This is a genomic window from Pseudomonas sp. WSY_20 (assembly GCF_043104335.1).
Classification (GTDB): Bacteria; Pseudomonadota; Gammaproteobacteria; order Pseudomonadales; family Pseudomonadaceae; genus Aquipseudomonas; species Aquipseudomonas parafulva_B.
Genome location: NZ_JBICKP010000054.1, coordinates 147,160 through 165,777 on the forward strand (window position 1 = coordinate 147,160; position 18,618 = coordinate 165,777).

The 18,618-nt window shown below is 58.8% G+C and carries 22 protein-coding genes; 5 read left to right on the forward strand and 17 right to left on the reverse strand.

Features of this window, described 5'->3' with window-relative positions; all coding sequences use genetic code 11:
* The first annotated feature begins 230 nt into the window (after nucleotides 1-230).
* Complete coding sequence (locus ACF8E5_RS13895) at nucleotides 231-554, forward strand: hypothetical protein (RefSeq protein ID WP_392475405.1); 324 nt, start codon at nucleotides 231-233, stop codon at nucleotides 552-554.
* A 221-nt stretch (nucleotides 555-775) separates the two neighbouring features.
* Here ACF8E5_RS13895 and arsJ read toward each other — a convergent pair whose 3' ends face one another.
* The 8 genes from arsJ to ACF8E5_RS13935 are packed head-to-tail and all read right to left on the reverse strand — an operon-like array spanning nucleotide 776 to nucleotide 6,639.
* Entirely contained in the window at nucleotides 776-2,008 is a 1,233-nt protein-coding gene (arsJ, locus tag ACF8E5_RS13900) for an organoarsenical effux MFS transporter ArsJ (RefSeq protein WP_044047293.1), read from the reverse strand.
* A gap of 9 nt (nucleotides 2,009-2,017) precedes the next feature.
* Nucleotides 2,018-3,022: an ArsJ-associated glyceraldehyde-3-phosphate dehydrogenase gene (locus ACF8E5_RS13905; RefSeq protein ID WP_013974856.1), complete on the reverse strand. Its 1,005-nt coding sequence runs from the start codon at nucleotides 3,020-3,022 to the stop codon at nucleotides 2,018-2,020.
* 32 nt (nucleotides 3,023-3,054) lie between these two features.
* On the reverse strand, nucleotides 3,055-3,558 hold the full coding sequence (locus ACF8E5_RS13910) for a cyclin-dependent kinase inhibitor 3 family protein (RefSeq protein ID WP_013974857.1): 504 nt from the start codon (nucleotides 3,556-3,558) through the stop codon (nucleotides 3,055-3,057).
* A gap of 12 nt (nucleotides 3,559-3,570) precedes the next feature.
* Nucleotides 3,571-4,287, reverse strand: coding sequence for an arsenical resistance protein ArsH (gene arsH / locus ACF8E5_RS13915; RefSeq protein WP_013974858.1), 717 nt, complete (start codon nucleotides 4,285-4,287; stop codon nucleotides 3,571-3,573).
* A gap of 3 nt (nucleotides 4,288-4,290) precedes the next feature.
* Nucleotides 4,291-5,352, reverse strand: coding sequence for an ACR3 family arsenite efflux transporter (gene arsB, locus ACF8E5_RS13920; RefSeq protein WP_054912979.1), 1,062 nt, complete (start codon nucleotides 5,350-5,352; stop codon nucleotides 4,291-4,293).
* An 18-nt stretch (nucleotides 5,353-5,370) separates the two neighbouring features.
* Nucleotides 5,371-5,841, reverse strand: a complete 471-nt coding sequence (locus tag ACF8E5_RS13925) for an arsenate reductase ArsC (RefSeq protein ID WP_044047179.1) — start codon at nucleotides 5,839-5,841, stop codon at nucleotides 5,371-5,373.
* 19 nt (nucleotides 5,842-5,860) lie between these two features.
* Complete coding sequence (locus ACF8E5_RS13930) at nucleotides 5,861-6,217, reverse strand: metalloregulator ArsR/SmtB family transcription factor (protein WP_044047180.1); 357 nt, start codon at nucleotides 6,215-6,217, stop codon at nucleotides 5,861-5,863.
* 8 nt (nucleotides 6,218-6,225) lie between these two features.
* On the reverse strand, nucleotides 6,226-6,639 hold the full coding sequence (locus tag ACF8E5_RS13935) for an arsenate reductase ArsC (protein WP_044047181.1): 414 nt from the start codon (nucleotides 6,637-6,639) through the stop codon (nucleotides 6,226-6,228).
* A gap of 115 nt (nucleotides 6,640-6,754) precedes the next feature.
* Between ACF8E5_RS13935 and ACF8E5_RS13940 the strand changes: the two genes are divergently transcribed.
* Both ACF8E5_RS13940 and ACF8E5_RS13945 read left to right on the forward strand, forming a co-directional pair.
* On the forward strand, nucleotides 6,755-7,093 hold the full coding sequence (locus ACF8E5_RS13940; protein WP_013974863.1) for a helix-turn-helix transcriptional regulator: 339 nt from the start codon (nucleotides 6,755-6,757) through the stop codon (nucleotides 7,091-7,093).
* Nucleotides 7,094-7,135: 42 nt separating this feature from the next.
* Entirely contained in the window at nucleotides 7,136-7,678 is a 543-nt protein-coding gene (locus tag ACF8E5_RS13945) for an NAD(P)/FAD-dependent oxidoreductase (RefSeq protein WP_013974864.1), read from the forward strand.
* 209 nt (nucleotides 7,679-7,887) lie between these two features.
* On the opposite strand, the gene ACF8E5_RS13950 is transcribed toward ACF8E5_RS13945, so the two are convergent.
* Nucleotides 7,888-9,585, reverse strand: a complete 1,698-nt coding sequence (locus ACF8E5_RS13950; protein ID WP_044047182.1) for a phosphoethanolamine transferase — start codon at nucleotides 9,583-9,585, stop codon at nucleotides 7,888-7,890.
* Between the two features lie 507 nt (nucleotides 9,586-10,092).
* Entirely contained in the window at nucleotides 10,093-10,251 is a 159-nt protein-coding gene (locus ACF8E5_RS13955) for a hypothetical protein (RefSeq protein ID WP_224459398.1), read from the reverse strand.
* Between ACF8E5_RS13955 and ACF8E5_RS13960 the strand changes: the two genes are divergently transcribed.
* Together ACF8E5_RS13960 and ACF8E5_RS13965 are read left to right on the forward strand one after the other, a co-directional pair.
* Nucleotides 10,222-10,422, forward strand: coding sequence for a zinc ribbon domain-containing protein (locus ACF8E5_RS13960; protein ID WP_224459391.1), 201 nt, complete (start codon nucleotides 10,222-10,224; stop codon nucleotides 10,420-10,422). The genes ACF8E5_RS13955 and ACF8E5_RS13960 overlap by 30 nt on opposite strands.
* 55 nt (nucleotides 10,423-10,477) lie before the next feature.
* On the forward strand, nucleotides 10,478-11,383 hold the full coding sequence (locus ACF8E5_RS13965; RefSeq protein WP_047595902.1) for a cation diffusion facilitator family transporter: 906 nt from the start codon (nucleotides 10,478-10,480) through the stop codon (nucleotides 11,381-11,383).
* A gap of 125 nt (nucleotides 11,384-11,508) precedes the next feature.
* Here ACF8E5_RS13965 and ACF8E5_RS13970 read toward each other — a convergent pair whose 3' ends face one another.
* The 7 genes from ACF8E5_RS13970 to ACF8E5_RS14000 all read right to left on the reverse strand — a co-directional run.
* Nucleotides 11,509-14,475 (reverse strand): Tn3-like element TnAs1 family transposase, encoded by a 2,967-nt coding sequence (locus tag ACF8E5_RS13970; protein WP_010921731.1) that lies wholly within the window; start codon nucleotides 14,473-14,475, stop codon nucleotides 11,509-11,511.
* A 3-nt stretch (nucleotides 14,476-14,478) separates the two neighbouring features.
* A complete protein-coding gene (locus ACF8E5_RS13975; RefSeq protein ID WP_010921730.1) occupies nucleotides 14,479-15,039 on the reverse strand; it encodes a recombinase family protein in 561 nt (186 codons plus the stop codon).
* A gap of 174 nt (nucleotides 15,040-15,213) precedes the next feature.
* The gene (locus ACF8E5_RS13980) at nucleotides 15,214-16,203 is read right to left on the reverse strand and encodes a DUF3330 domain-containing protein (protein ID WP_012314201.1); all 990 of its coding nucleotides are present in this window, start codon (nucleotides 16,201-16,203) and stop codon (nucleotides 15,214-15,216) included.
* Nucleotides 16,200-16,436, reverse strand: coding sequence for a broad-spectrum mercury transporter MerE (gene merE / locus ACF8E5_RS13985; protein ID WP_003132004.1), 237 nt, complete (start codon nucleotides 16,434-16,436; stop codon nucleotides 16,200-16,202). The genes ACF8E5_RS13980 and merE overlap by 4 nt, the downstream gene beginning before the upstream one ends.
* A gap of 156 nt (nucleotides 16,437-16,592) precedes the next feature.
* Nucleotides 16,593-17,429, reverse strand: a complete 837-nt coding sequence (locus tag ACF8E5_RS13990; RefSeq protein ID WP_000480968.1) for an aminoglycoside O-phosphotransferase APH(6)-Id — start codon at nucleotides 17,427-17,429, stop codon at nucleotides 16,593-16,595.
* Nucleotides 17,429-18,232 (reverse strand): aminoglycoside O-phosphotransferase APH(3'')-Ib, encoded by an 804-nt coding sequence (gene aph(3'')-Ib, locus ACF8E5_RS13995; RefSeq protein WP_001082319.1) that lies wholly within the window; start codon nucleotides 18,230-18,232, stop codon nucleotides 17,429-17,431. Before aph(3'')-Ib ends, ACF8E5_RS13990 begins: the two co-directional genes overlap by 1 nt.
* Nucleotides 18,233-18,297: 65 nt before the next feature.
* On the reverse strand, nucleotides 18,298-18,618 hold a 321-nt coding region (locus ACF8E5_RS14000), incomplete at its 5' end, for a recombinase family protein (protein ID WP_034975116.1).

Below are 18,618 nucleotides of genomic sequence, written 5' to 3' on the forward strand. Positions count from 1 at the left end.
AGCTCGCTAAAAAAATGCTGTACCTTTAGACGTTATATCATAACTAATTCAACGTTATGATATATCAACTCAATTCCATCTATCTGATGTTAAAGCACCGAGATTCAAGACGGCCGCAGGAAGTATTGGGTGTATGGTTTCGGCCCAACCAACTCTGAAGCGCAAGAGCATGAAAAATCGCCAATAAAAAACCCCCGTGAAAACGGGGGTTTTGACTGCCGGTCGATCAGATGATCACCGACCGTATTTCACGGCTTCTGCTCGACGTTAAGCTGGTGTTGCTTATTAATAAACTCTGTCACAAAACCTCTGGAAATTCGCGGCCTAGCGGGGAGGTTGATCCTGTGGAAGCGAAATTAAAGGTTGTCACAAAGCATCGCTTTTCAAAAAATCTCGGGGGTTTTCGTTTAATAAAGGTTGTCACAACAATAACGGTTGTCACAGCAAAGGTTCAGCCGGAGAAAAATCGCAGGGGTACGCCTCGGAAAAAACCCGAAAAAATTATGATGGTATCTTTTGTGCTTGGAACGGAGACAGTGGAGTTAGAGAATTGAACTGTGCCAGGACGGTTGCGCTAGAGAAAAACTCCCCGGGCGCGTCATTGACCAGCCAGTCGGTGGGTTGGGCGATGTCATGATGGTCCCGCCTGTGGCGGAGGCGCGTAAGCAACACGTTCTGTGAACGGGGTGTCCCGCACGGCCCGAAATACCGCAGCAGAAATGGAGCACTTTGTGATGAAAGCGAAGGCCTGATGGCTTCCGCATTTCCTCTCAGATCAGTGCGTCTGCTGTGCCATTTCAGTGTGCCTGGGCAGAGCAATCGAGATGAGTGCAGCGACCAATACGAAGACGCTGGAAACCCACAAGCAAGCCTCCAACCCATAGGCCTGAAACACCCAACCTGACAGCAGTGTGCCGACCAAACGACCGAGGGCGTTGGACATGTAGTAGAAGCCTACATCCAGGGAGACGCCATCTTCCTTGGCATAACTGACGATCAGGTAGCTGTGCAGCGATGAGTTCACGGCGAACAGCACACCGAACAGCATCAACCCACCGAGCAAGACTACCTTTGCCGACCAGCCTGCCGACAGGCCCACGGCAATGAGCGCAGGCAGTCCGGCCAGAGCGATTGCCCAGATGAAGGCTGCTCGGCCATCGGGTACATGACCACGCCTCTTGCCGGTGATATGGGGGGCAAACGACTGGACGATGCCATAGCCGATTACCCAGACGGCCAAGAAACCGCCGACCAGCCAGAAGTCCCAGCCAAACGCAGAGCTCAGGTACACCGGTAGTGCCACGACGAACCAGATATCCCGCGCACCGAACAAAACCAGCCGTGCGGCCGAGAGGATGTTGATGGCCCGGCTCTTGGACAGCATGTCGCGGAACTTCGGTTTGGCCTTGGCCTTGCCCAAGTCCTTTTTCAGCAGCATCAGACTACCGATCCAGATCAGGGCCAGCACCGCCGCCATGGCCAGCACCGCCTGGGTGAAACCGAGCAACGCGAGCAATGCTCCCCCGAGGAAAAAACCCACGCCTTTGAGAGCGTTCTTCGAGCCCGTCAGGATGGCCACCCATTTGTAGAGGATGCCTTGCTGGCTGTCCGGCACCAGGAGCTTGATGGAGCTCTTGGCGCTCATTTTGTTCAGGTCCTTGGCGATGCCGGAGAGCGCCTGGGCCGCCATCACCCACGGCACCGTCAGCGAGGCTGCTGGTACCGTGAGCATCAGCAGGGCGAAGACCTGCATGCCAAGGCCGATGTTCATGGTGCGGTTGAGCCCCAGGCGGGCGCCGAGGTAGCCGCCCACGAGGTTAGTGATCACGCCGAACACTTCGTAGAACAGGAACAGCGCCGCGATCTGCAGCGGCGTGTAGCCCAGCGAATGGAAGTGCAGTACCACCAGCATGCGCAAAGCGCCGTCGGTAAGGGTGAAGGCCCAGTAATTGCCGGTAACCAGCAGGTACTGACGCACTTCCGCAGACAGGGCTGACAACGCCTTCATGATCGCCATTTACTCCGCTGCGCCGACCAGGCGTGCTAGTTCAACCGCACGGTTGGCGTAGCCCCACTCGTTGTCGTACCAGGCGTAGATCTTCACTTGGGTACCGTTGACTACGAGGGTGGACAGCGCATCGATGATCGAGGACCGCGGATCGGTGCGGTAGTCGATGGACACCAAGGGGCGTTCTTCGTAGCCCAGGATGTCCTTCAGCGGTCCTTCGGTTGCGGCTTTCAGCAGCGCGTTGACCTCTTCAGCCGTTGTCTCACGTTCCACTTCGAACACGCAGTCGGTCAGCGAGGCGTTGGCCAGTGGTACACGTACGGCGTGACCATTCAGCTTGCCGCGTAGCTCGGGGAAGATCTCGGCGATTGCGGTGGCAGATCCCGTGGTGGTCGGGATCAGGCTCATGCCCGAGGCTCGGGCGCGACGCAGGTCCTTGTGCGGTGTATCCAGAATGCTCTGGGTATTGGTGAGGTCGTGAATGGTGGTGATCGAGCCGTGGCGTATGCCCAGGTTCTCGTGAATCACCTTGACCACCGGGGCCAGGCAGTTAGTGGTGCAGGAAGCGGCGGTGACGATACGATGCTGCGCCGGGTCGAATAGGTGCTGGTTGACGCCCATCACCACGTTCAGTGCGCCTTTCTCCTTCACTGGAGCGCAGACGACCACACGTTTGACGCCTTGATCCAGGTAGGCCTGGAGTACGGCTACCGACTTCATCTTGCCGCTGGCCTCGATGACCAAGTCACAGCCCGACCAGTCGGTGTCCGCGATGGTCTTGTTGGCGGTGACCTTGATGCGCTTGCCCTCGATCACTACCGCGTCGCCCTCTGCGCGGGCTTCACGGTGCCAGCGTCCGTGGATCGAATCGAAGTTGATCAGATGGGCATGGGTCTCGGCGTCACCGGCCGGGTCATTGATCTGCACAAACTCGAATTCCGGCCAGTCCCAGGAGGCGCGAAGCGCCAAGCGACCAATACGGCCAAACCCATTGATACCTACTTTGATAGCCATGTTCTTTTTCTCGAATCGCGATTAGCGAAAGGTCAGAGGGTGTCGCTGAACTGGTTGATATACCCAACGTGCGCAGGGTTCTGGATCGCACGTGGACGCAGGGCCTGGACCTGGGAAACAGCTTCCTGCACAGGGATGCCGCACTCGATCATCAGGCGGGCGGCAAACAGGCCGGTGCGGCCAGAGCCGCCCTTGCAGTGAATGGCGATCGTCTTACCGGTCATCACCAGCTCTTTCAGGCGTTCCCGGTGAGCCTTCCAGGCGGCCGCAAACGGCTCACCGGGCGCTTCGTCATCCTCGACCGGCAGGTGGAACCATTCGAGGCCCAGCAGTTGGCACTCCTCGGGAAGCAGATCGATCTCGTTCTGCAGCAGTTCTTCACTCGGCATCAGGGTTACCAGCGCGCTTGCGCCGGCATCGTGCAACGTTGCCAGAGCCTGAGATACCGATGTCTCCTTGGTACCTGGGCACGGAGTGAAGATCAGCTGGCCGACCAGTTCGGAATTAGCCAACACTGAATACGGGTGCAATTGCATGCTCACAAAGCCTCAAATGGATCGTTGATTGACACGCTTGGATAGTTCTTCAGCCGACTCTTTACGTTCGGAGTAGCGATCGACCAGGTAGTCGGAGCGATCACGAAGCAGCAGGGTGAACTTCACCAGCTCCTCCATTACGTCGACAACACGGTCGTAGTACGAAGAGGGTTTCATGCGACCCGCCTCGTCGAATTCCAGATAGGCCTTCGGCACGGACGACTGGTTAGGGATGGTGAACATGCGCATCCAGCGGCCGAGGACGCGCAGCTGGTTGACCACGTTGAAAGACTGCGAGCCGCCGCAGACCTGCATCACCGCGAGGGTTTTGCCTTGAGTGGGGCGCACGGCGCCCATGCTCAGTGGAATCCAGTCGATCTGCGACTTGAACACGCCAGTCATCGCGCCGTGGCGCTCTGGCGAGCACCAGACCATGCCTTCCGACCACAGCACCAGGTCGCGCAGCTCCTTGACTATGGGGTGGTCATCGGGCACGTCATCCGCCAGTGGCAGCCCGGTCGGATTGAAGATCCGCGTCTCGGCACCGAAGTGCTCCAGCAGGCGTGCCGCTTCTTCCGTCAGCAGGCGGCTGAACGAGCGTTCGCGGGTCGATCCGTACAGCAGCAGGATGCGAGGGTTATGGGTGGACTTTTGCTCGACTGCCAGTTTGTCTGCTGTCGGCAGGTCGACCAGATCGTTGTCGATATTCGGGATATGGTGTTCGGTCATGATTTACTCCTGAGTCAAGGCGCCAGATGGCTGATCGAACCAGCGGCGCTTGAGCCACAAGGCCACGCCCACCAGGGAGATCAGTACCGGCACTTCCACCAAGGGCCCGATGACGGTGGCAAACGCGACCGGCGAGGCAAGGCCGAAGGTGGCGATGGCCACGGCAATGGCCAGTTCGAAATTGTTGCTCGCTGCAGTGAACGCCAGCGCCGTGGTACGTGGGTAGTCAGCTTCCAACAGCTTGCCCATCCAGAAGCTGATGAAGAACATCACCACGAAGTAGATGGTCAGCGGGATAGCGATGCGCAGCACATCCAGCGGCAGTTGCAGCACCATGTCGCCTTTCAGGCTGAACATGGCGACGATGGTCAGCAGCAACGCCACAAGGGTCAGCGGGCTGATCTTCGGGATGAATCGCTCCTGGTACCAGGTCTCGCCCTTGCTGCTGATCAGGATCTTGCGGGTCAGGAAACCAGCCAGGAACGGGATGCCCAGGTAGATCAGCACCGATTGGGCGATATCGAGGAAGCTGGTCTCAATGACGCTACCTTCAAGGCCAAACAGCGGCGGCAACAGCCCCAGGAAGATCCAGGCGTACACGCTAAAGAACAGGATCTGGAAAATGCTGTTGAAGGCGACCAGACCCGCCACGTACTGGTTGTTGCCACCGGCGATCTGGTTCCACACCAGCACCATGGCGATGCAGCGTGCCAAGCCGATGAGGATCAGGCCGGTCATGTACTCAGGCTTGTCGGAAAGGAAGACAACGGCCAGCCCGAACATCAGGACCGGGCCGATCACCCAGTTCTGGATCAGCGACAGGGCAAGGATGCGCTTGTCCTTGAATACCTGTGGCAACTCCTCGTATTTCACCTTCGCCAGAGGTGGGTACATCATTACGATGAGGCCAATGGCGATGGGGATGTTTGTCGAGCCTACCGACAGGCTATTCAGCCACGCAGGCAATCCCTGGAACAGGCTGCCCAGACCAATGCCCAGGCCCATGGCCAGAAAGATCCACACCGTCAGGTAGCGGTCTAGAAAGGAAAGTCGGCTTTTGCTCATGGTGGATCTCCCTAAACGTCAGAGCGTTCCGATACGGGCCAGCTCGGCCTTAAGCTGGGCGGCATCCAATTGTTCGAAAGGCAGCGCGAGGAATGCATTGAGGCGTCGTTTGATCTGCTCAAGCGTGACGTCGAACGCTGCGTCCAGTTCGGCGGTGTTGCCCTGCTGGTCAGAAGGGTCAGAAAGCCCCCAGTGGGCTTTCACTGCTGGTCCGAAGAACACGGGGCAGGCTTCGCCAGCGGCCTTGTCGCAGACGGTGATGACAAAGTCCGGTGCCAGCTCGGCATGCGCGTCACTTGACTTGCTGCTGAGGCCCTCGGTGGAGATACCAGCACGCTGCAGCGCGGTGATGGACAGCGGGTGCACATCACCCTTTGGCTGGCTGCCGGCGCTGTAGGCCTTCATGCCGGCCGGGGCCAGATGATTGAAAACAGCCTCGGAGAGGATGCTGCGGCAGCTATTGGCGGTGCAGAGGAACAGAACTTTCATCGGTTTTTCTCGGCAATGATCAGCAGCAGGAGGCGACGCGTTGAGGGCGGTCACCCATTGTGTCCAGTCGTTTAGTGCTAGCACTCAGCCATTCGCGGTTGGCCTCCAGCGTCGTCGCCAGGACCTCACGTACCCAGCCGGGAAGCGATGGATGCAGGCGGTAATAAACCCACTGGCCCTGACGCCGGTCTTCCAGCAGGTCACACGTGCGCAGTTGCGCCAGGTGGCGGGAAACCTTGGGCTGGCTTTCTTCCAGCGCGCAGGTCAGTTCACAGACGCAGAGTTCTTCCTCGCGAGAGATCAGCAGCATCATCCGAATGCGGTTCTCGTCGGCGAGGCATTTGAAAACCTTGGTAGGTGTCAGCGAGTCAGTCATAGCAATTCTCAGTGTTTAGTTTTCACGAGGACGAACATTTTGATGCGCTCATGAATCTCATGAAGCGTGCGTCGGAAGGCATCGTGTTGGTCACTGGTAACAGGGTCTTCGAAGTTCCACGCCAGAACCTCGCCGAGGGCAGGCAAAGTAAGGCACTCATGGGCTGCCTTGTCGCAGAGCGTAATCAAGTAGTCGAACCGTTCCCCTGCAAACTCGTCGATGGACTTGCTGCGTAGAGCCTTGGTATCGATATCGAGATATTCGAGGGCGTCATAGGTGCGCGGATCGACTTGGCCAGGCTGGGTACCTGCGCTAAAAACTTCGAAATGCACAGGGTCTGTGTGCCGGAGCAAAGCTTCGGCGAGCTGGGAGCGAGCGGCGTTTGCGGTGCAAACAAACAGAACGCGGGTCTTGCCAGTCATCACTTGGTACCCTGAGTGTATATGGTTTTTCGAATATACGCTTTTTCGAATGTGTCGCAACCCCTCGATGATGGGTGGCTTTACATGTGCGCGTTCATGCACATATATTGGCTGCATGACGACCAACCAAAATCTCCGTGCTCAAGCCATCGAAGCCGCCATCGAGTCGCTAGACGAGACCTTCTTCAAAGCGCTTTGCGAGCCTTCCAGAGTCGCGGTTTTCAAGCGCGTACTTTTGCTCGGCCGGGCGGATGTCGGCGAAATCGCCAAAGAGCTGCCACAGGAGCGCTCGGTGATCTCCAGGCACCTGCAGGTATTGCATGACGCCAAGATCGTGAAGGCCACCAAGGTGGGTCGGCAGGTGTTCTATGAAGTAAATGGTGGGTCGATCGTCGAGCGACTGGAGGGCCTGCTCCAGCGAACCAAAGGTCTAGTATCGATCTGCTGTCCGTAGTCCGGCCTTTTTTTGCCTTTAGATATGCATGAGTGCGCATATATGAATGAGTTGGATCGCGTTCTGGATGTGGTCGTTATCGGTGGTGGGCAAGCAGGTTTGGCGACTGGCTGGCATTTACAGCAGCACGGCTTGGATTACCTCATCTTGGATGAGCAGACATCCCCGGGCGGTAACTGGCGTAACTACTACGAAAGCTTGCAGTTGTTCTCACCATCGGAGTACTCAGCGCTGCCGGGGCGAGCGTTTCTTGGCGATCCCAAGGACTACCCGGTGCGAAATGAAGTGGTGCAGTACCTGGAGGCATACGCCGCCGAGTTTCAGCTCCCTTTTCAGGGCGGTACCCGAGTGGTGGCGGTCGTACAGAAGGGCAAGGCATTTGAGGTTCGCACCGCCAACGGAGCGAATTTCACTACGCGTGCTGTGGTAGTGGCATCAGGTGGCTTCAGCCGTCCTTTCATGCCTGACATTCCTGGGCTAGAGAGCTTTTCAGGACACTGTCTGCAGATAAAAAAGCAGCTCCGAAAAGCTGCTTTTCTGCCCTACTCCCCCTTTTTATGCTTGTGGGGTTTCAGGTCTGGGTGATCCTTCTGCTTCTCAGGCGTGACCCGCTGCCTCTTGTCCGGAGTGCCATCTTCGTTGGTGCGTTTAGGGCCTGGCTTGATGCTCATGCAAATTTCCTTTTCCGCTTGGGTTGTTGAGTACTGCTATGTAGTTAGTCGAGCTTCTGGCTGCTGTCAAAGCAGCTCGATGTGGAATCGCTATCGACCTCACGTGTTCAGCCCGTTGCAGCATTAGAGGCCTGAGTAGGTGCTTCCGGTCAAAGTCTTGCAAGGGGCAGTAAAATCAAGAGCTGAGCGATACGAGGATGTCTGGACGTTCATCATCCCGAGTACGGTGTGGAACAGGTTGTCGTGGCTCAGTGGCGAGCTCGTCTGTGCTTTCAAGCAGCCCACATTGAGGCGTTCGCTTTTCGCGAGAGAATCAGACATCCAGAGCACCAATGGCACCTTGGTTTGCTCATCTGGGGCCATCGCATAGGGCAGCCCATGCAGGTAAAGACCACCCTCTCCCAGTGACTCTCCGTGATCTGAGACGTACATGAGCGCAGTGTCGAATTTGGTATTCGCAGCCAGGATGTCGATCAGCCCGGCCGTCACGTAGTCGGTGTAGAGGATCGAATTGTCGTAGGCATTGATCACCTCCTGCTGCTTACATTTGTCGAGCTCATTGGTCTCGCAGACCGGCCCGAATTTCTTGAACTGCGGGGGGTAGCGCTTGTAGTAGGCCGGGCCGTGACTACCTTTGTAGTGGAGCACCAGGACTGCATCGCCTTCCTGACGCTTGATGAAGTCCTCCATCTCCGAAAGCAGCACCCCGTCCTTGCACTCGTCGCTGGTACACAGTTGAGCATCTGCGTGTTGGGTAGCCTTGTGGTTTGGCACCCGATCACAGACCCCTTTGCAGCCCGAATTGTTATCAGTCCACATGACACTGATGCCTGCCCGCTGAAGCACATCGAGCAGCCCTTCTCGGCTCTTGGCCAAGCCGTCCTTGTACTCATCCCTCCCGACGTCCAAGAACATGCATGGCAGGGAAACCGCAGTGGCAGTGCCGCACGAGCTCACATTCGAGAAGCTGATGACATTGCGCTTTTCCAGCTCTGGATTCGTATCGCGGGAGTAGCCATTAAGGGAGAAGTTGGCGGAACGTGCGGTTTCCCCCACTGCCAGTACCAGCAGCTTGGGTTTGCGAGCCGCTCCCTGCCTGGTCACCACGGCGTCGGTACCAATGGAGGTCAGCGCTTTCGGTGTGGCCAGCTTGCGTTTCAGGTAACCATGACCGGCAGCAAACAAATTGGTGGGAACCAGAATGAGCCGGATCTCCCGATTGTTGCGTAGGAGGGAGGCATAAGACTGGTACTGGCTCAGCACGATACCAGCAAGGGTTACCAGTGCGAGCGACAGGACGATGAGTCTGCTACCCAACGCTTTGGTCCAGGGCTTGCGTCGCAGGGGCACCAGACAGATCAGGTAGACGGGCAATACCCCTACCATTGCCACCCAGAGGCCAAGTTTCCAGTTCAGTAGCTCGGACACCTCACCGACGTCGGTCTCCACGACGTTGGTGAACATCGTGTAATCAATGACGATGCCGTAAGCACTCATGAAGTAGCTGGCGAACGACGCGCTGATCAGCACCAGGCACAGCAGAGGTTTTGCGAGTCTTGACCATGACAGCAAGCTAAGTACGGTGAACACCCAAACGAACACTACGACTGGCAGGCTGGCGGCGAGCAACCAGTTAACTTCATCAGTGTTGAATGCCAGGCGCCAGAGCACACGCCAAAGCTCAGCGTTCACGAACAACAACAACCAAAAAGTTACTAGCGCGATGAGTAAATTGGTGCTGATGCCTTCCTGTCTAACTTTGCGAATAGCATGGATCCATTTACTTAACAGGATGTGAACAATGGATTTAGAAGGTGTCATTATCAAACTCTAGGGAGCTGCTCATCCATGGCGCTGGTTATGAATAGTCGGGAGCTAAACGGCAAGCCATCGACAGACACTGAGCGAATCAGGCCGTACAGAGCGCCAGAGACCTTGATCCCCTTAGCCTGAGGACGCTTAGGATGTGTGAGGCATAGGATTAAATGAGAAATTAGCTCTCGCTAGGCGCATTATTTCCGCCACACGATAACGTCATGATGACTTCGCGATTACAATGCTGACAGAATCGCGATAATGACTTTTTCGATTGTAAATGCTCAGGCTATGATAAAAAATCGGACAGGTCCGACTCTTTGAGTAGTCAATGCCATCTGGCGAATTAAATTAAATTTCATAAACAAACCAGCTTCGTTTTGTCGTACGCTAATTTTGAACTTTTACTTTAACTTAAAAGTCATTCTAACGAGCAGAACACTTCTTTCACCTTTTGCTCGTGCTGATGTCACCTATCGATGAGGGACGAATACCATGAGTTTTCTCAAAAATTTATTGGGCGGCCACCACGGCCGTGGCAACCACGGCGGTGGCAAGCATCACGGTAGTGGGCACGGGAGTGATCGACATGACCGGCATGGTCGCTTCGAGCAGCAGCAATCCTGCGACAGTAATGACCGGGTGATTGAGGATGGTCGCGTAATAGCTCAAGCCCCAATCAAAGATCTGCAGACTTGCAGGCACTGCCGGACCGCAAACGCCCCGTCCGCACGCTTTTGTCTAAACTGCGGAACACCACTATCGAGTGGTTGCACGGCCTGCGGCTCATCCCTGACAGCAGGAGCAAAATTCTGCAGCCAGTGCGGCCAAGCCACCCATTAGCGCATGGCCACACTGGAAATCCAACGCGACCACTACCCTGTGCAAGGAGAAATACGTGGGATCGAATCATGATCATGGCAGTGCCGCGCTTCGTGAGGGGCATCAGAAGAAACTAGTCATGGCATTGGTCCTGACCGGTAGCTTCATGATCGCTGAAGTGATCGGCGCATGGATTACCGGCAGCCTGGCGTTGCTGTCGGATGCGTCTCACATGTTCACCGACACCGCCGCTTTGGCAATTTCGTTGATTGCGCTTCAGATCGCAAAGCGGCCGGCGGATCAGAAAAGAACCTTTGGCTATGCGCGGTTGGAGATCCTAGCCTCCACGTTCAACGCCGTGCTGCTCTTCCTGGTGGCGATGTACATCTTGTACGAGGCCTACCAGCGCTTCTTCATGCCGGCGGAGATCGCCACCGGGGCGATGATGTGGATCGCAATTGTCGGCCTGATCATCAACCTGATTTCAATGCGACTGCTGGCATCTGCCAGCAACGAGAGCCTCAACGTCAAAGGCGCCTACCTCGAAGTCTGGAGCGACATGCTCGGATCGTTGGGCGTGATCATCGCAGCCCTCATTATCCGCTTTACCGGCTGGACCTGGGTCGACACGGTTGTCGCCGTAGCGATCGGCCTTTGGGTATTGCCGCGGACTTGGCAATTGCTTCGAGAGAGCCTGGGGATTCTTATGGAAGGTGTACCCCGGGGGCTCAACGTGGCGGCAATCGAGGCCACGATCCTCAAGGTCGACGGCGTCACGGATGTCCATGACTTGCACGTTTGGGCCGTCAGCAGCGGAAGCAACGTGATGACGTCGCACGTGGTCGTCCGAGACGCAGCAGATGGAGATGCTGTGCTAGCGGCCGTCGTGGATGCAGTCAGCGACGCGTTCGAAATCCATCACTGCACCATTCAGATCGAGCGCGCAGCTTTCCACGAGAACGTTCCGTCGCCGTCGCATTGATCGGCCGGTAGACACCTGATCAACACACCGCCGCCAACGTCGGGGGGGTGTTGTCGAGGAAAGGTAAGGATGGATAGGCGACAGCAGAAGCAGGGGGGCTCGCAGAATTCGGAAAAAATCGTACGCTAAGGTTTTCCGGGCATCCGTAGGGGCCGAAACTTCCCGTCTTCCAGTCTGCGGCTCTGCCGCCAGACGTAATCGCCGGTGAGGTTGATGTGCTCCCAGCCCAGCGGCGACAGGAATTGCAGCAGCTCGCCGTCCACCGGCTTGCCGGCCTCGACCAACCCCTGGGTGGCGCGCTCCAGGTACACCGTGTTCCACAGCACGATAGCCGCCGTCACCAGGTTGAGGCCGCTGGCCCGGTAGCGCTGCTGCTCGAAGCTCCGATCCCTGATTTCCCCAAGGCGGTTGAAGAACACCGCCCTGGCCAGCGAGTTGCGCGCCTCACCTTTGTTCAGGCCGGCATGCACGCGGCGGCGCAGCTCAACACTTTGCAGCCAGTCTAGGATGAACAGCGTGCGTTCGATCCGGCCCAGCTCGCGCAGGGCCACGGCCAGGCCGTTCTGGCGCGGATAGCTGCCGAGCTTGCGCAGCATCAGCGAGGCAGTGACGGTGCCCTGTTTGATCGAGCTGGCCAGGCGCAGGATGTCGTCCCAATGGGCGCGGACGTGCTTGATGTTCAGGGTGCCGCCGATCAGCGGCCGCAGCGTCGGGTAGGTCTGCACGCCCTGCGGCACGTACAGCTTGGTTTCGCCGAGGTCGCGGATGCGCGGCGCGAAACGGAAGCCCAGCAGGTGCATCAGGGCGAAGACGTGATCGGTGAAGCCGGCCGTGTCGGTGTAGTGCTCCTCGATCCGCAGGTCGGACTCGTGGTACAGCAGGCCGTCGAGCACATAGGTGGAATCGCGCACGCCGACATTCACCACGCGGGTGCTGAACGGCGCGTACTGGTCGGAGATATGGGTGTAGAACAGCCGTCCCGGCTCACTGCCGTACTTCGGGTTGACGTGTCCGGTGCTCTCGCCCCGGCCGCCAGCCCGGAAACGCTGGCCATCGGAGGATGAGGTGGTGCCGTCGCCCCAGTGGGCGGCGAAGGCATGCTGGTACTGGTGGTTGACCAGCTCGGCCAGGGCCGCCGAATAGGTCTCGTCGCGGATGTGCCAGGCTTGCAGCCAGGACAGCTTGGCGTAGGTCAGACCGGGGCTCGACTCGGCCATCTTGGTCAGCCCGAGGTTGATCGCATCACCGAGGATCGCGGACAGCAGCAACGTCCGGTCTTTGGCCTCGGCCCCGTCCTTCAGGTGGGTGAAGTGGCGGCTGAAGCCCGTCCAGTCGTCCACGTCCATCAGCAGTTCGGTGATCTTGATGCGCGGCAGTAACTGACTGGTCTGGTCGATCAGCGCCTGCGCCCGATCCGGCACCGCCGCATCCAGCGGGGTGATCTTCAACCCGGACTCGGTGAGGATGGCATCGGGCAGCTCGTTGTCCTTGGCCAGGCGGGCGACAGTGGCCAACTGCTCGTCCAGCAGCTGCAAGCGCTCTTCCAGATACTGGTCGCTGTTCGGGTTGATCGCCAGCGGCAGGGCCTGTTCCCGCTTGAGCGCGGCGAACTTCTCGGCCGGCAACAGGTAGTCGTCGAAGTCGCGGAACTGCCGCGAGCCCTTGACCCAGATGTCGCCGGAGCGCAGGGCGTTCTTCAGCTCGGACAGGGCGCAGATTTCGTAGAAGCGCCGGTCGAGGCCTTCCGGGGTGATCACCAGTGGCTTCCAGCGCGGCTTGATGAAGGCGGTGGGAGCATCGGCCGGCACCTTGCGCAGGTTGTCGGCGTTCATCTCGCGCAGCGTCTGCACGGCTGCCAGCACGCCCTGCGCGGCCGGGGCGGCGCGCAGCTCCAATACCTCCAGCAGAGCCGGCGTGTAGCGGCGCAGGGTGGCGAAGTTCTCGCCGACCAGGTGCAGGTGGTCGAAGCCCTCCGGCCGGGCCAGCAGCTCGGCTTCGCTGACGCTCTCGGTGAACTCGTCCCAGGGGATCACCGCCTCGATGGCGGCATAGGGGTCGCTGCCGGCTTCCTTGGCCTCCAGCAGCGCCTGGCCGATCTTGGAGTACAGGCGCACCTTGTCGTTGATCGCCTTGCCCTGCTTCTGGAACTGCTGCTGATGCTTGTGCTTCGCGCCGCTGAACAGCTTGACTAGGATGCGGTCGTGCAGATCCACCAGCTCATCAATCACGGTTGCAGTGCTCTCCAGCACCACGGCGGCCAGGGTCGCATAGCGCCGCTGCGGCTCGAACTTGCCGAGGTCTTTGGGCGTCATCTGCCCACCCTCGCGGGCCAGCTTGAGCAGGCGGTTCTGGTGGATGTGCCGGCCCAGGACTTCGGGCAAGTCCACCAGCTGAAATGTCTTCAGCCGCTCGATGTGCTCAAGCATGTGCCGAGAGTTGGGTTTCAGCGGTGCCTGGCGCAGCCAGGTCAACCAGGTGATGCTGCTGCCGGCCTTGAGCTTCAACAGCTCGTCCAGCTTGGCCCGATGCGAGTCCGTGAGCGGTTCAACCAGGGCGCGGTAGACCCGCCGATTGGCCCGTGCAATGGCCTCCGAGCAAGCCCGGTCGATCACGCTCAACGCCGGCAGGATGCGTCGCTTCTGCCGCAGGCTCTCCAGCGCCTGGCCGGCCAGCAGCAAGCCCTTGTCGGTCTGCTGGGCCAGTTCGGTCAGCTCGCGCACCAGGGCGCGGAAGTCGGACAGGCCGAACGGGGCCAGTTGAAGGTAGGTGCGCAGTTCCTGGGCGTGCTCGCGACGGGTCACATCGCGCTCGCCGTACTTCGTCCAACTCGCCGGATCGGTCTGGACTTGCTTGGCCACCCACAGGATGACCGGTTCGGGCAGCTCGCTGTCAGTGCCCAACGCATAGCCGGGGTAGCGCAGCAGGCAGAGTTGCACGGCGAAGCCGAGGCGGTTGGCGTCGCCGCGCCGCTGACGGATCAGCGACAGGTCGGAGTCGTTGAAGGTGTAGTAGCGGATCAGGTCATCCTGGCTTTCTGGCAACGCGAGCAGGGTGCCCCGCTCCGTGGCCGAGAGGATCAAGCGACGCGGCATGTGTCAGTCGTCCGTGCGGAGGTACTGGTAGAGGGTTTCCCGGCTGATGTTGAACTCGCGGGCAAGCTGCGCCTTGGGCTCGCCGGCCGTCGCTCGCTGCCGCAGGGTAGCAGCCTGCTCATCGGACAGGGCTTTCTTGCGGCCCCGGTACGCGCCACGCTGCTTGGCCAAGGTGATGCCCTCACGCTGCCGCTCGCGGATCAGGGCGCGCTCGAACTCAGCGAAGGCCCCCATCACCGACAGCATCAGGTTGGCCATCGGCGAGTCCTCGCCAGTGAACACCAGGCCCTCCTTCAGGAACTCGATGCGCACGCCGCGTTGAGTCAGCTTCTGTACCAAGCGACGCAGGTCATCGAGGTTGCGGGCCAGCCGGTCCATGCTGTGCACCACCACTGTATCGCCTTCGCGGACGAAGCTCAGCAGCGCTTCGAGCTGGGGGCGCTGGGTGTCCTTGCCCGATGCCTTGTCGGTGAACACCTTGCTCACCTGTGTCTGTTCCAGCTGGCGTTCCGGGTTCTGGTCGAAGCTGCTGACCCGGACGTAGCCGATGCGGTGCCCCTGCACGATGTCTCCTTGGTTGAAGGCGGCTTAAGTGCTCCTTCTGTTCCGTTGTGCCTCAAACCCCGTTTCTGTCAGGCTGAAATCTATGACCTTCGCAGGCATGTGTCAAAAATGCGAAAGATGACTCTATTCTGACTAAGCGGCGCGGCCCTGCCTGACATCCAGTTAGGGTATGCCTCAATCTGACGGTAGCGAGTCGCAGGCGTTCGGATCGGCATCGGTTTCGTTCCCTGTCTTGGCACGCGCTTCGAAGCGTTGATAACACTCCAACCCGCAGAAGTGCTCGACGTATTCCGCGCCTTCCGGGGTGAAGGCGGCATCGAGCGGGATTTCCTTGCAGCACACGCAGCAACTGGTGGTGGTCGAGTCACTTGCATTCATGGTGGCACCCCTCCATTGACTGACGAAGACGGCGAATGCCGCCGCCGGCATTGGCTTCGCGAACAGGAAGCCTTGTCCTGTGTCGCAGTCCGCTTGTCGCAATAGATCAAGACTCGCCGATGTTTCCACGCCTTCAGCCACCACATCCATGCCCAGCCCGTGCGCAAGCTGAATCACGGTGTGCACGATGGTTTGGTCGCGGCGGTCGTTGGCGAGCCCGGCGACAAACGATTGGTCGATCTTGAGCGTGCTGATTGGGCAGCACTTCAGATGTTGCAGACAGGAATACCCCGTCCCGAAGTCATCGGCGGCGAAGCGCACACCGATCTGCCGCAAGGCGTCCAGGGCGGGGAAGATCGCCGGATCACCAAACGCGACCGATTCGGTCAGCTCGATTTCGAGATACTCGGCGGGCAACTCGGCATCAGCCAGCACGCCCTTTACCCACCCGTCGAAGTCCGGTCCCACTTGGCTCGCCGAAGCATTGACGGCCAGCCGGAACGGTCGCCATGCCAGCATTCGCCAGTCACGCATCTGGCGGCAGGCTTCGCCCAGCACCCAAGCGCCGATTTCAGGCATCAGGCCGGACGATTCGACCACGGGCAGGAACTGGCCCGGTGGCAATAGTCCAAGCGTCGGATGACGCCAGCGCAACAGGGCTTCCGCGCCGACAATCCCACCACTGCGCAGATCGACGACGGGCTGGTAGTGCAGTTCAAGCTGCCCGCGCTCGACCGCTTGGGCCAGTTCCGGCGTCGTCCATCCATCCGGCCGGAAAGCGCTCATTCTCTTTCCCTGAATGCCCGCAACGCCCGCGACAGGGACAGAAGGAACAGGCCGGTCAAACCGAGCGCCGCGATGACCCAATGCTCGCCGAGGAAAGCACCGGCGGTTGTGCCGGCCAGCACGACAGCGAGGATGGGCAGGTGGCAGGGGCAAGTCAGCACAGCCAGTCCGCCCCACAGGTAGCCGGTGATCGGTTTGTGCGTCTCGGACGGCAAGCGCTCGGGGTTGTTCATGGCAGACTCTCCGCGTGCTGTGCCGGCTCGGTCGGCAGGGTGGCCAACTGGGGGTCGTTTGCGGGAGAGGGCGAAATCCTACGCTAAGGCTTTGGCCAACGATATTCTCCGGTAAGATTGATGTGTTCCCAGGGGATAGGAGAAGTCGCTTGATATCTAGTATGACGTCTGTCGCACCTGCTTGATCGCGGCCGCGATAGCTAGATCGCGTTGCTCCTCTTCTCCATCCGCGTTCCAAGCTGCGGAAAGGCACCCATAAGCGTACGCCTGGTCGAGCAGGCGACGCGGATCGACGTCCAGCGCACGAGAGAATGCGTCCGCCATCTGTGCAATGCGTCTAGGATCGAGACAAAGGTCGTCTCTGTCAGCCGGATCGTAGAACATATTGGCGGCGCCAAAGCCCACTTCACCGACCAGACCGACGGGATCTATCACCAGCCAGCCGCGACTGGAGAACATGATGTTTTCATGATGCAGATCGCCATGTAGCCCACGCAGTTCCGAGGCATTGCTCATCATTTGATCGGCTATAATCGCCGCGTGGACGTAGTCAGTTTGACAACCTGCGTTTTGATCATCGCGCGCCCGCTGAAACAAAGCTGCAAAGCGATCCCGGATCGGGAGAAGGGCAGAAGGCAGGGGTTCCTCAGATGCGGCATACAGCTTCGCCATTAGTTCCGCTGCAATTTCGGTCGCCTGGTAGTCGCCGTGCTCGGCAACGATGTGAGAGAGCATTCGCTCCCCGGCATATTCGAGCAACATCAGATTGTTCTCACGACCGAGCAACCGGACTGCTCCCCTCCCATTGCGCCATACCAGATAGTCGGCCCCGCGCAGTTCATCAGCAATGTCTTCTATAGGTTTCAATCCCTTGACGATTGCAGGAGTCCCGTCTGGCAATGAAACTTTCCAAACGAGGCTGGAAAAGGTGTCCGCAATGAGAACAGGTTGCGAAACGTGCCAATGAGCAGGAAAAACAGGCGGCATGAACATCAACCCCAAGTCAGAGGGTCCAATCGCAGATAGAAGGCAAGGCGTTCGCGGTCGGGGGCTTCGATCCCCAATACATTGAATAGGACAGCGAAGGCGCGCTCTGCTTCATCTGGCGCTGCCCAGTTCTCTTCGGCGTTAGCAATCATGAGTGCCAAATCGGCATAGCGATCTGCTGTTCCGAGCCGCCCAAGGTCGATCAGACCCGTGCATTGAAGAGTTTTAGGGTCCACCATGAAGTTCGGCATGCAGGGATCACCATGGCAAACAACCATATCGGTGCGCTCTTGGTCGAGCCGCACCGGTAGCTCTCGTTCGACACGAGCCAAAAGATCGAGCTGCGGCGTACTCTTGTCCTCGTCCGGTAAGAAGTCGGGATTGACGGCATTGCGGGACACCACATCAACGGCGCGTCCGAACATTCGCGACAGCCTGCGCTCAAACGGACATTGATCAACCGATAGGCTGTGAACAGCGCCAAGTTGCTGCCCCATTGACGGCCACGCTTTGAGCAAATCCGCTCCAGACAGATCAGCCGCCGGTACTCCCGGAATTGCCGTTATCACCAAGCATGCACCCTCCTGTTCCTCCTGCCAGTTGATCACCTCGGGGCAAGCCACACCTCGACCTTTGAGCCAAATGAGGCGGTCACGCTCTCCAGCGAGCTCACCGCGGCGGGAAGCAGGTGCGATTTTCGCGAAGGCATGCCCGTCACCACGTCGAAAAACAAAATCACCAGATTCTCCGCCTCTGACAGGCAACCAGTCAGAATGCGATTCACCAAAAAAAATATTAGTTCGATTCAATGGAGGTTCCTTCAGTTTTCTGATGAAGCGCGGAGGTGGCTCAACCTGCGAAAAGAAACGAGTTGCTACGTAAGTCCGAGAACATGCTTTCCATGGTCTCTGAGCTCGCCTTTGGGACCGACATATCGGTAGAGAGTGACGCGCTCGATGCCGAGTTCCTTGCAGAGATCGGAAACTGAAGTATCGCGCTGGGCCATGGCGGCTTGCGCGAGACGCACCTGAGCTTTGGTGAGCGCGAATTTTCGTCCGCCCTTGCGACCGCGCGCTCTCGCGGAGGCGAGACCCGCCATGGTGCGCTCTCGGATCAGATCCCGCTCGAACTCGGCCAAGGTGGCGAAGATTCCGAACACCATGCGACCGGACGCAGTCGTGGTGTCGATCTGAGC